The sequence below is a fragment of the Mycobacterium sp. ITM-2016-00318 genome, assembly GCF_002968285.2.
Classification (GTDB): domain Bacteria; phylum Actinomycetota; class Actinomycetes; order Mycobacteriales; family Mycobacteriaceae; genus Mycobacterium.
The window spans coordinates 926,868-939,263 of sequence record NZ_CP134400.1 but is presented as its reverse complement, the minus strand read 5'-3'; the positions used below and the strand labels follow the sequence as shown (position 1 = coordinate 939,263).

7 protein-coding genes are annotated in these 12,396 nt (G+C 68.4%); 5 read left to right on the top strand and 2 right to left on the bottom strand.

Features of this window, described 5'->3' with window-relative positions; genetic code table 11:
* Positions 1-57 precede the first annotated feature (57 nt).
* Positions 58-492 carry a nitroreductase/quinone reductase family protein gene (locus tag C6A82_RS04545; protein ID WP_105348537.1) on the bottom strand — a complete coding sequence of 145 codons (435 nt, stop codon included), beginning with the start codon at positions 490-492 and terminating at the stop codon, positions 58-60.
* Positions 493-632: 140 nt separating this feature from the next.
* Here C6A82_RS04545 and C6A82_RS04540 point away from each other — a divergent pair, with 140 nt between their 5' ends.
* Positions 633-2,237, top strand: coding sequence for a DASS family sodium-coupled anion symporter (locus C6A82_RS04540; protein ID WP_105348536.1), 1,605 nt, complete (start codon positions 633-635; stop codon positions 2,235-2,237).
* On the top strand, positions 2,234-3,286 hold the full coding sequence (locus C6A82_RS04535; RefSeq protein WP_105348534.1) for a tartrate dehydrogenase: 1,053 nt from the start codon (positions 2,234-2,236) through the stop codon (positions 3,284-3,286). Before C6A82_RS04540 ends, C6A82_RS04535 begins: the two co-directional genes overlap by 4 nt.
* 87 nt (positions 3,287-3,373) lie before the next feature.
* Here the strand turns inward: C6A82_RS04535 and C6A82_RS04530 are convergent, their stop codons facing one another.
* The gene (locus C6A82_RS04530) at positions 3,374-3,985 is read right to left on the bottom strand and encodes an HD domain-containing protein (RefSeq protein ID WP_105348532.1); all 612 of its coding nucleotides are present in this window, start codon (positions 3,983-3,985) and stop codon (positions 3,374-3,376) included.
* A 94-nt stretch (positions 3,986-4,079) separates the two neighbouring features.
* Here C6A82_RS04530 and recC point away from each other — a divergent pair, with 94 nt between their 5' ends.
* The 3 genes from recC to recD are packed head-to-tail and all read left to right on the top strand — an operon-like array spanning position 4,080 to position 12,346.
* Complete coding sequence (recC, locus tag C6A82_RS04525) at positions 4,080-7,316, top strand: exodeoxyribonuclease V subunit gamma (protein ID WP_105348531.1); 3,237 nt, start codon at positions 4,080-4,082, stop codon at positions 7,314-7,316.
* 54 nt (positions 7,317-7,370) lie between these two features.
* Complete coding sequence (recB, locus tag C6A82_RS04520; RefSeq protein ID WP_105348555.1) at positions 7,371-10,661, top strand: exodeoxyribonuclease V subunit beta; 3,291 nt, start codon at positions 7,371-7,373, stop codon at positions 10,659-10,661.
* Positions 10,658-12,346: an exodeoxyribonuclease V subunit alpha gene (gene recD, locus C6A82_RS04515; RefSeq protein WP_396836776.1), complete on the top strand. Its 1,689-nt coding sequence runs from the start codon at positions 10,658-10,660 to the stop codon at positions 12,344-12,346. Before recB ends, recD begins: the two co-directional genes overlap by 4 nt.
* The last annotated feature ends 50 nt before the right edge of the window (positions 12,347-12,396 follow it).

Genomic DNA, 12,396 nt, shown 5'->3' with positions numbered 1-12,396 from the left:
AGCACGGCCGGGCCACCACTATAAGGCTTCCGGCTATGTACCCGTGGCCCGACGGGGTTAAGCCTTGGTGGCCAGTTCGAAGACGGGGATGACGCGGTCGGTGCGCTTCTCGTATTCGGCGAAGCCGGGCGCGCGCTCCGTGATGAGCTCGTAGACGCGGTCGCGTTCGTCGCACGGAAGTTCCTTGGCGGTGACACGTCGCGGCGGGTCGAAGCCGATCTCGACCTCGACGTCGGGGTGCGCGCGAAGGTTGAAGACCCAGGCGGGGCTGGCGTCACGGCCGGCCGCGGACCCGACGATGTAGATCTTGCCGTCGATGTCGAAGTAGCCGATGAGGTTGACGCGCTCGGCGCCGCTCTTGGCGCCCTTGGACGTCAGGATGAGTAGCGGGAAGCCTTCGAACTGGCCGCCCACCTTGCCGCCATTGTTGCGGAACTCCTCGATGTTGCGTGCGTTGAAATCGCGTTCGCCGGCCAAGTCGTCGTCAGGCATGGCTTCATCGTGGCACGGATGGCTGTGCGCTCTGGTACCGCCGGCGATATCCCTCGACAGAGGTTTAGGTCATGATCAGAAGAGGCAATCCCGTCACAGAATGTGGTCTAGCACACACGCCGCAGTGGACGGAGCGCGCCATGACGACTGACGACCGGGTCAAGCCCACTGACGTCGACAGGGCGTTGCTCGGCACTGGTACCTATCGCAGCCTCGGCGAGCAGCGACTGTCTCCGCAGGAGGAACGTTTCGAGAAGGGCCGGCGCACCGTCGGCCTGTTCCTCGCGCCACTGCTGACCATCGTCTTCCTGGTGCTGCCGATCGACATTCCGCGCGAGCAGCAGGTGCTTGCCGCGGTGTTGCTCGGTGTCATCACCCTGTGGATCAGCGAGGCGGTGCCGATCCCGATCGGCGGTCTGCTCGGCGTCGCCGTCGCGGTGTTCCTCGGTGTCGCGCCGGTCGACGACGTCCTCGGCCCGTTCGGGTCGTCGACGATCTTCACGTTCATCGGCGCTTTCATCCTCGCGGCCGCGATGCTCAAACACGGCGTCGCTCGCCGGTTCGCCTTCTGGATCCTCAACCTTCCGGCAGTGGGCCGGTCCACCACAGGCGTGATCCTCGCGTTCGGTGCGATCACATGCCTGCTTTCGGCGTTCGTCTCCAACACCGCAACGGTGGCGATGCTGCTGCCGACAGCGATCGGCATCATCAGCGTCATCGCCAAGCTGATGCAGAGCCGCGGCGATGTAGAACAGGACTTCGATCCCCAACGCCTACGGGTGGGCGCCGCGATCATGTTGATGCTCGCCTACGGCGCCAGCGTCGGCGGCCTGCTGACCCCCGTTGGCAGCCCGCCCAACCTGATCGGTCGCGGCCTCATCGAGGAGGCGACCGGCGAGCGCATCAGCTTCTTCCAGTGGATGATGCTGGCGCTACCCATCTGCGCGTTGATGTTCGTGCTGCTGGCCGTCATCCTGCTGCGGCTCAACAAGCCGGAGATCAAGCGGATCGACGGCGTCGCCGAGTACGTCGCCGAAGAGCGCGAAAAGCTGGGCAAGCTGTCGCGGGCCGAGAAGAACACGCTGATCGCCTTCACGATCACCGTGGCGCTGTGGATCATGCCGGGCGTCGTCGCATTGATCGCAGGCACCGAGTCCGGCGCCTACGAGTTCGTCAGCGACCGATTCGACGAAGGCGTCGTTGCCGTGTTCGGCGCGTCGCTACTGTTCCTGCTGCCGACGGATTGGAAAGACCGCGAGTTCACCCTGCGGTGGCGTGACGCCGCTGAGATCGACTGGGGCACAATCGTGCTCTTCGGCTGCGGCATCATCTTCGGGTCGCTGATCTCCTCGACCGGCCTGGCCGAGACCATCGGCACCTCGGTCAACGACGCGTTGGGTCTCGGCAGCAGTGTTGCGATCACAATCTTCGCGGTGCTCCTCGCGATCATCGTGTCGGAAACGACGAGCAACACAGCCTCTGCGGCGGTGGTGGTGCCGATCATCATCCCGGTGGCGGTGGCCGCCGGTATCAATCCGTTCGTACCCGCGCTGGCGGCGACGTTCGCCGCGTCGTTCGGCTTCATGCTTCCGGTGTCGACGCCGCAGAACGCGATCGTGTACGGCTCGGGTGTCGTGAGGATCACCACGATGATCCGGTCGGGCGTCGCGTTCGACATCGCGGGCGCGATCCTGATCATCATCCTGCTGCCGATCATGGTCAGCCTCCTGGGCTTGGGCACGTGAGCCCGCAACGCATCGCCGTCATTCCGGGTGACGGCATCGGCGGCGAGGTGATCGCGTCGGCGCGAGCTGTGCTCGACGCGGTGTGCGCGAAACACGGAGTCGAATTGTCCTACACCGACTTCGACTGGTCGTGTCAGCGCTACGAGCGTGCGGGCGCGATGATGCCCGACGACGCCATCGAGACACTGCGCGGGTTCGACGCCATCTTTCTCGGGGCGGTCGGTTGGCCCGGTGTGCCCGACCATGTCTCGCTGTGGGGGCTGCTGATACCGATCCGGCGGGCGTTCCGCCAGTACGTCAACCTGCGGCCGATCAAGGTGTTCGACGGTGTCCAGAGCCCGCTGCGGACGACGGGCGCTGTCGACTTCGTCGTCGTGCGGGAGAACGTCGAAGGTGAGTACAGCGAGATCGGCGGCCGGATGAACCGCGGCTTCCCCGACGAGATGGCGGTGCAGGAATCGATTTTCACGCGCGTCGGCGTCAGCCGCATCGCGGACTTCGCGTTCGAGTTGGCGCGCACGCGGCGCAAGTACGTCACGTCGGCGACGAAGTCCAACGGCATCGTGCACACGCTGCCGTTCTGGGACGAGGTGGTCGCGGAGCGGGCGGCGCAGTATCCGGACGTGCGGATGGACCAGGAACACATCGACGCGCTGGCGGCGAAGTTCGTCCTACAACCGGAGCGGTTCGACGTGGTCGTGGGCTCGAACCTGTTCGGGGATATACTGTCTGACCTCGCGGCGGCGGTGGCCGGGTCGATCGGCATCGCGCCGTCGGCGAATCTGGATCCGACGAAGGAGTACCCGTCGATGTTCGAGCCGGTGCACGGTTCGGCGCCGGACATCGCCGGTCAGGGCATCGCGAACCCGATGGGTGCTGTGTGGTCGGCGTCGATGATGCTCGACCACCTGGGCCATGCGGAGGCGGCCGCTGATGTGCTGACGGCGATGGAGGCCACGCTGGCGAAGCCGGAGACGCGGACCGGCGATCTGGGTGGCAGCGCGTCGACCGAGCAGGTGACGGAGGCGCTGGTAGCGCAGCTGGGGTAGGGCGTCAGGCCCTCAGACTGCGAAAGAGAAACTACGGTCGTGATTTCGCCGATTCAACGACCAGGAATGCTATTTCGCGTCACGCCCTCAGACCGTCGCGGCCATAGGCGGGCCGACCTCTTGTTCGAGCGCGTGGATGACGCGCGCCAGCTCGTCGACTAGCCAACTGTTGCTCCGCTGTCGGTAGACCTCCAACAGCGAGCGGTAGTACCAGAGGTGCTCGTGCGGATCGTTGGTGTTGAATCGCTGCCACACCTGCGGGCCGTGCAGGCGGAGGTCGCGCAGGATGGCCCGCGCGTTGTCGAGCTTGTCGGCCATCGAGACGCGGATGGTGCTGTCGGACGCCTCGTTCAGGTGGGCGATGTAGCTCTCCTTGCGCTGGCGCCACGGCGGCTTGGGCGTGATGACGGTGTCGCTGCACTCGTCGACGATCGTCGCGACGTCCTTGCCGAACCGCTTCTCGATCTCGTCCAGCGTCGCGTCACCGCCCTGGTCCTCGGCGGCGTCGTGCAGGAGCGCGGCGATCGCCTCGGTCTCGGTGCCGTCGGCCTCGATCACCAGGCCGGCGACAGACAGGAGATGACCGATGTAGGGCACCTCGCTGGCCTTGCGGGTCTGCGTGTTGTGCAGGTTGGCCACGTAGACGAGCGCCTCCTGGAACCGCTCGCTCAGCCGCGGCGACGTCGTCGTCTCGCTCATGGGGCCCTCCCGTCCTCTGTCGTGTCTACTGTCCCATTTGCCGCCGACCAAACCCACCAACGGACGTCACCCCTACCCCGTAGTCTCTCCACCGATGGCGTTTCACATCCATCGTGCTGAGCGCACCGATCTTCTCGGCGACGGGCTGGGTGCCCTTTTGGCCCATCCCCTGCCCGACCCGTTCGCCGAGGAGCTCGTCATCGTCCCGGCCAAGGGCGTCGAGCGCTGGCTGAGCCAACGGCTCTCCCACATCCTCGGCCGCGGCTCCGGACAGGACGGCGTCTGCGCGGGCATCTCCTTCCGCAACCCGCGCTCGCTGATCGCCGAGATCACCGGCACCGCCGACGACGATCCCTGGCATCCCGACGCGCTCGTCTGGCCGCTGCTCGACGTCGTCGACGCCAGCTGCGACGACGGCTGGTGCAAGACGCTGGCCACCCACCTCGGCCACTTCGAGGCCGGCGAGGAACGCGAGCTGCGGATGGGCCGCCGCTACGCCGTCGCGCGACGGCTGGCAGGACTGTTCGCCTCCTACGCCCGGCAGCGGCCGCAGCTGCTCATCGACTGGGAATCCGGCGACGACGGTGGCGTCACCGCCGACCTCGACTGGCAGCCACACCTCTGGCGCGCGGTGCTGAACCGCGTCGACGCCGATCCGCCGCACATCAGACATGCGAAAACGGTTGCGACGTTGCAGGAGTCGTCCACAGAACTACCCGAGCGCCTGTCGTTGTTCGGGCACACGCGGCTGCCCTCGACAGAGATCGAACTGCTCGACGCGCTGTCCACCCATCACGACCTGCACCTGTGGCTGCCGCATCCCAGCGACAACCTGTGGCGGTCGCTCGCCGACGTGCACGGCCAGCTTCCCCGCCGCGAGGACACCAGCCACCGCGAGGTCGGTCATCCGCTGCTGGCCACCCTCGGCCGCGACGTTCGCGAGCTGCAGCGCGGCCTGCCGGAGAACCCGAAGACCGACGAGTATCTCGGCGCCCACGACCGGCCCGAAACGCTTCTGGGCTGGCTGCAGTCCGACATCACCGCCAACGAGGTGCGGCGCGACGGGCGGACCCTGCGCGTCGACGACCGCTCGGTGCAAGTGCACAGTTGTCACGGCCCGGCCCGCCAAATCGACGTGCTCCGAGAGGTTCTGCTCGGCCTGCTCGCCGACGACGAGACGCTGGAACCCCGCGACATTCTCGTCATGTGCCCCGACATCGAGACCTACGCGCCGCTGATCGTCGCCGGCTTCGGCCTCGGCGACATGATCAACGGCGTGCATGCAGCGCACAGGCTGCGGGTGCGCCTTGCGGACCGATCGCTGGTGCAGACCAACCCGCTGCTCGGGGTGGCGTCGCAACTGCTGGCACTCGCGAGCGGCCGCGTCACCTCCAGCGAGGTTCTGAACCTCGCGCAGGCCGCACCGGTGCGGGCCCGCTTCGGGTTCACCGACGACAACCTCGAGGACATCACCCGCTGGGTGCGTCAGGCCAACATCCGCTGGGGTTTCGACCGCGACCACCGCAAGCCCTACGGCGTCGACTTCGTGCAGAACACGTGGCGTTTCGGCATCGACCGCGTGCTCGCGGGCGTCGCGATGTCCGATGACTCGCGGGCCTGGATCGAGGCCACCCTGCCGCTCGACGATGTCAGCTCCAACCGTGTCGAGCTGGCCGGCCAGCTGGCCGAGTACGTCGACCGGCTCGAGCACGTCGTCGACTCCCTCACCGGCGCAAAGCCGCTGCGCGATTGGCTGACCGCGCTGGAGAACGGCATCGGGCTGTTGACCCGTGTCGACGACGACGACGCGTGGCAGACCAGCCAGCTGCAGCGCGAGTTCGGCGACGTGCTGACCCACGCCGGTCCCCGCGACGACACGCTGCTGCGCCTGCCCGATGTCCGCGCGCTGCTGGACCGCCACCTGTCCGGGCGGCCGACGAGGGCCAACTTCCGCACCGGCACGCTCACCGTGTGCACGATGGTGCCGATGCGCTCGGTGCCGCACCGGGTGGTGTGCCTGGTCGGTCTCGACGACGGCGTCTTCCCACGGCTCGGTGTCGTCGACGGCGACGACGTGCTCGCCCGCGACCCGATGACCGGTGAGCGCGACATCCGTTCCGAGGACCGGCAACTGCTGCTCGACGCGATCGGCGCCGCGACCGAGAAACTCGTGATCACCTACACCGGCGCCAACGAGTACTCCGGGCAGGAGCGGCCGCCCGCGGTGCCGCTGGCCGAGCTCCTCGACACGCTGGACAGGACGACCGAGCGGCAGGTGCGCGACACGATCGTCGTCAAACATCCGTTGCAGCCCTTCGACACTCGCAACGTCATCCCCGGCGCGTTGATCCCCGGCGAGCCGTTCACGTTCGATTCGAGCGTGCTCGCCGCCGCGCGGGCGAGGGCCGGTGACCGCGCCGACAAGCCGCCGTTCATCTCCGGGCCGCTGCCCGCTCCCCAGGCCGACGATGTGGTGCTCGCCGACCTCGCCGCGTTCTTCCGCGACCCGGTGAAGGGTTTCTACCGCGCGCTCGACTTCACGCTGCCGTGGGAGGTCGACGGCGTCGAGGACGCCATGCCCGTCGACATCAACGCGCTCGAGGAGTGGACGGTCGGCGACCGGATGCTCGACGACATGCTGCACGGGATGGCGCCCGCGCAGGCGCGCGACGCGGAATGGCGCCGCGGTACCCTGCCGCCGGGGCGGCTGGGCTGGCGCAAAGCGACGGTGATCTGTGAACAGGCGGTTCTGCTGGCAGACGCCGCACGCGCCTACCGCGGCGCGACGGCCGACGCCGTGGACGTGGACATCGATCTCGGCGGTCGGCGGCTGACCGGCACGGTGTCGCCGGTGTTCGGCGATCGACTGGTGTCGGTGACGTACTCGAAGATCGACGGGCGCCACTTCCTGCAGTCGTGGATTCCATTGCTTGCGTTGATGGCTCACGATCCCGGCCGCGACTGGTCGGCGGTCTGTATCGGCCGCGCCAAGAAGGATCCGCTGCGGATCGAGACGCTGCGCCGTCCGCACGAGTCACCGGTCGAGCTGCTCGCCGATCTCGTCGCGCTGTACGACGAGGGGCGATGCGAGCCGTTGCCGCTGCCGGTGAAGACGTCATACGCGTGGGCCGAGGCCACGCACACGCACGGCGACCCGCAGCGCGTCGCCGGGTACCGGTGGAAGTCCGACCGCTATCCCGGCGAGGATGCCGAGCCTGCGCATGTCCGGACGTGGGGCGAGCGGGCCTCGCTGAGCGTCCTCGTCGACGCGGGGCTCGGCGAATATGCCTGCCGGCTGTGGCTGCCGATGCTGCGGGCGATGGACGCGTAGCGCGCACGTGAGGAGCACAAGAATGTGCGCGCACGCGAGGAGCACAGGAAAATGATGGACAACTTCGATCTGCTGGGCCCGCTGCCCGCCGCGCGCTCAACTACCGTGCTGGAGGCCAGCGCAGGGACCGGCAAGACGTTCGCGCTCGCGGGTCTGGTGACGCGCTACATCGCCGAGGGTGAGGCGACGCTCGACCAGATGCTGCTGATCACGTTCGGGCGGGCGGCGACGCAGGAACTGCGCGACCGGGTCAGGCGTCAAATCGTCGACGCCGTCGTGGCTTTCGACGATCCGGCCGCGGTCGGTGACAACCAGGTGATCGCGCACCTGCTCGACTGCTCCGTCGACGAGCGTGCACTGCGCCGGGAACGGCTGCGCGACGCGCTGGCCGCCTTCGACGCGGCGACGATCGCCACTACCCATCAGTTCTGCCAGATGGTGCTCAAGTCGCTGGGCGTGGCAGGCGACAGCGATTCCGGTGTGACGCTGGTGGAGAGCCTCGACGAGTTGGTCGGCGAGATCGTCGACGACCTATATCTGCGGCACTTCGGCCAGGAGCGCGACGATCCGCTGCTGAGCCACGCCGACGCGCTGAAGCTGGCCCGCGAGGTGGTCAAGCATCCGGCGACGGAGCTGCGGCCGAAGGAGCCGCCCCCGGACTCCCGCGCCGCGGTGTGTGTCGCGTTCGCGAAAGATGTTCTGGCCGAACTCGAAGTGCGTAAGCGCCGTCGCGGCGTCATCAGCTATGACGACCTGTTGACCCGGCTTGCCGATGCGCTGGACGCCGACGACTCACCGGCTGCGCTGCGGATGCACCAGCGGTGGCCGATCGTGATGGTCGACGAGTTCCAGGACACCGACCCGGTGCAGTGGAAGGTGATCGACCGCGCGTTCACGACGCGCTCGACGCTGATCCTGATCGGCGATCCCAAGCAGGCGATCTACGCGTTCCGCGGCGGTGACATCGTCACCTACCTCAAGGCCGCGGAGACCGCGGGCACCCGGATGACGCTCGGCAGGAATTGGCGCAGCGACGCGGCGCTGGTCGACCGGCTGCAGGTCCTTCTCGGCGGCGCCCAGCTCGGTGACGAGCGGATCATCGTGCACGAGGTCGAGGCGCAGTACCACGGCTCGCGGCTGCACGGGGCGCCGTGCGACGACCCGTTCCGGCTGCGGGTGGTGAAGCGGGAGGAGTTCGGCCGCAGCGGAACCCGCACGATCGGGATCGACGACCTGCGCACGCACGTCCCGCAGGATCTGACCGCCGACATCGGCGGACTGCTGGCGAGCGACGCCACGTTCGAGAACAGGCCGCTGGAGGCGCGCGATATCGCGGTGATCGTCGAGAGCCACAAAGACGCCCGCGCGTGCTACCGCGCGCTCTGCGACGCGAACATCCCCGCGGTGTACACCGGCGACTCCGACATCTTCACCTCCGACGCCGCCGAGGACTGGCTGTGCCTGCTCGAGGCATTCGACCAGCCGCACCGGCCCGGCATGGTGCGGGCCGCGGCGGCGACGATGTTCTTCGGCAAGACGGCCGAACAGCTCGTCGAGGGCGGCGACACGCTGACCGACGAGGTCGCCGACACGCTGCGGGAGTGGGCAGGCCATGCCCGCGAGCGCGGTGTCGCCGCGATCTTCGAGGCCGCGCAGATCGGCGAGATGGGCAACCGGGTGCTGTCGTGGCAGGGTGGCGAGCGGCAGATGACCGACCTCGCGCACATGACGCAGCTGCTGCAGGAGACGGCCCACCGCGAGCACTTCAGCCTGCCCGCGCTGCGGGACTGGTTGCGCGAGCAACGCGAGGACAGAAGCGGCGCAACGGAACGCGCGCGTCGGCTCGACCACGACACGGCCGCGGTGCAGATCATGACGGTGTGGGTGGCCAAGGGTTTGCAGTTCCCTGTGGTGTACCTGCCGTTCTCGTTCAACCGCTACGTCCGCACGCCCGAGTTGGTGTTGTTCCACGACGACGACGGGCAGCGGTGCCTGCACGTCGGCGGGATCGACAGCCCCGATTACAACGCCGTCTCCGTGCTCGGCCGCAAAGAGGATGCCAGCGACGACAGCCGGCTCATGTACGTGGCGATGACGCGCGCGCAGTCGCAGGTGGTGGCGTGGTGGGCGCCGTCCTGGGACGAGCCGAACGGCGGGTTGTCGCGGCTGTTGCGCGGCAGGCATCCGAATGAGGTCGCGGTGCCCGATCGCGTTCAGCCGGAAAAGGTTTCGGACTCCGACGCGATGGCGCGGTTCGAGGAGTGGCAAGCGGCGGGCGGGCTCGTCGTCGAGCAGTCGGTCGTGAAGCCGATTGCCGCGCTACCCGCTCCGGAGGTGCGTGCGGATCTGGCGGCGCGGCACTGGCACCGCCGCATCGATGCCGAGTGGCGGCGGACGTCGTACTCAGGTCTGATCCGCGCGGTCGAGTCGACGCCGGTGAGCAGCGAGCCGGAGGTCGTCGAACTAGACGACGAAGCCGCCGAGACTCCGTTGACGGCGTCGGCCGTCGGTGCGGACGTGCCGTCGCCGATGGCGGAGCTACCGATGGGCGCGAAGTTCGGCACGCTGGTGCACGCCGTGCTGGAGACCGCCGACCCGTTCGCACCCGATCTGCAGGCCGAGCTGGACACGCAGATCCGCGAGCACGCGGTGTGGTGGCCGGTCGATGTGCCGTCCGAGGTGTTGGCGGCGGCGATGGTTCCGATTCACGACACTCCCCTCGGCCCGCTGGCGGACGGCGTGACGTTGCGGCAGATCGGGCTGCGCAACCGCATGCGGGAGATGGACTTCGAGTTCCCGCTGGCGGGTGGTGATCTGCGTGCGGCGGCACCGGACATCCGGCTGTCCCACGTCGGCGAGTTGCTGCGCGCGCACCTGCCGAAGAACGATCCGCTGACGTCGTATGCGGACCGGTTGACGGGGCTGGCGTTGGGCACCCAGCCGCTGAAGGGTTACCTGTCGGGCTCGGTGGACGCGGTACTGCGGATCGACGACCGGTATGTCGTCGTGGACTACAAGACGAACTGGCTCGGCGACCCGTCGGAGCCGTTGACGGCCGCCGACTACGGGCAGCCGCGGCTGGCCGAGGCGATGCTGCACTCGGATTACCCCTTGCAGGCGCTGCTGTACAGCGTGGTCCTGCATCGGTTCCTGCGGTGGCGGCTGCCGGGCTACACGCCGTCGACGCATCTGGGCGGCATCATGTACCTGTTCCTGCGCGGCATGTGCGGTCCGAACACCCGAGTGGTTGACGGCCATCCGGCCGGGGTGTTCAGCTGGCAGCCGCCTGCGGCGTTGATCGAGGCGATGTCGGATCTTCTCGACATCGGGCGGGCAGCGGCATGACGACGATGGAATGGCGCAGAGCGCGCAGCGCGACGGGACTGCTGCAGACGTTCGGCGAGGCAGACGTGCTGGAGTCGTCGGATGTGCACGTGGCGCAGCGGCTCACGACGTTGGCCTCCGAGACCGACCAGACGGTCGCTTTGGCGATCGCGCTGGCGGTGCGCGCGCTGCGGAACGGCTCGGTGTGCGTGGACATGCGGTCGGTCGAGCAGCAGGTCGGCGTCGACGGGCTGCCGTGGCCGGAGGTCGACGGCTGGCTCGCCGCGATCCAGGCGAGCACGTTGGCAGGCAGTCCGCCTGCGCTGCGGCTCTATGGTGACTTGCTGTACCTCGACCGCTACTGGCTGGAGGAGCAGCAGGTGTGCGACGACGTGCACACGATGATCGCGGTGAAGCCGGAGAAGGTGTCGCCCGACGTCGACCGGCTGTTCCCCACCGGTTTCGAAGAGCAGCGCGCGGCGGCGAAAGTGGCTCTGGCGCAAGGCTTGACTGTGCTGACCGGCGGTCCCGGCACGGGTAAGACGACGACGGTCGCTCGGCTGCTGGCACTGCTGGCCAGCGGGACGCGGCTGCGGATCGCGCTGGCGGCGCCGACGGGTAAGGCGGCCGCGCGTCTGCAGGAAGCGGTCCAGCTGGAGGTCGACAAGCTCGACGCCGCCGACCGGGAGGCGCTGTCAGGCATGCACGCGACGACCCTGCACCGGCTGCTCGGCAGCAGGCCGGACACGTCGGCCCGGTTCCGCCACAACCGGGGCAACCGGCTGCCGCACGACGTGATCGTCGTCGACGAGACGTCGATGGTGTCGTTGACGATGATGGCCCGGCTGCTGGAGGCGGTGCGGCCCGATGCGCGGCTGATCCTGGTCGGCGACCCGGACCAGCTGGCGTCGGTGGAGGCGGGCGCGGTGCTGGCGGATCTGGTCGACGGGCTGGACACCTCCAAGCTGGCGGCGCTGAAGACGCCGCACCGGTTCGGGGAGTCGATCGGCGCGTTGGCGTCGGCGATCCGCGAGGGCGAGGCGGATACGGCGATCGAGGTGCTGCGGGCGGGCGGCGACCACATCGAGTGGATCGGTACCGATCAACCGTCGGAGCATCTGCGCACGGTTGTTGTGCCGCAGGCACTTCGGCTGCGGGAAGCGGCGCTCCTCGGCAACGCCGAGGTGGCGCTGCAGACGCTCGACGAGCACCGGCTGCTGTGCGCGCACCGGCGCGGGCCGTACGGGGTGCGGTTCTGGAACCGGCAGGTCGAGCGGTGGCTGGCCGAGGACACCGGCGACCCGATCTGGTCGGACTGGTATGCCGGCAGGCCAGTGCTGGTGACTGCCAACGACTACGGGCTGGGGCTTTACAACGGCGACACGGGCGTGACTCTGATGCGCGACGGCGTGCTGCGGGCGGTGATCGCGGGATCGCAGCGGCAGGAGTTCGCGACGAGCCGGCTCTCGGACGTCGAAACGATGCACGCGATGACGATCCACAAGAGCCAGGGCAGTCAGGCCGACGAGGTGACGGTGCTGCTGCCGCAGGAGGATTCGCGGCTGCTGATGCGCGAACTGTTCTACACGGCGGTCACCCGCGCGAAGTCAAAGGTGCGTGTCGTCGGCGCCGAATCCGCGGTGCGGGCCGCGGTCGAGCGGCGAGCCGTGCGCGCATCCGGGTTGGCACGCCGTCTTAGCGGCTGAATCTTCGCCGAACGTGCGCCCACTGCTAAAACCAGGGCCAAATCTCGCAG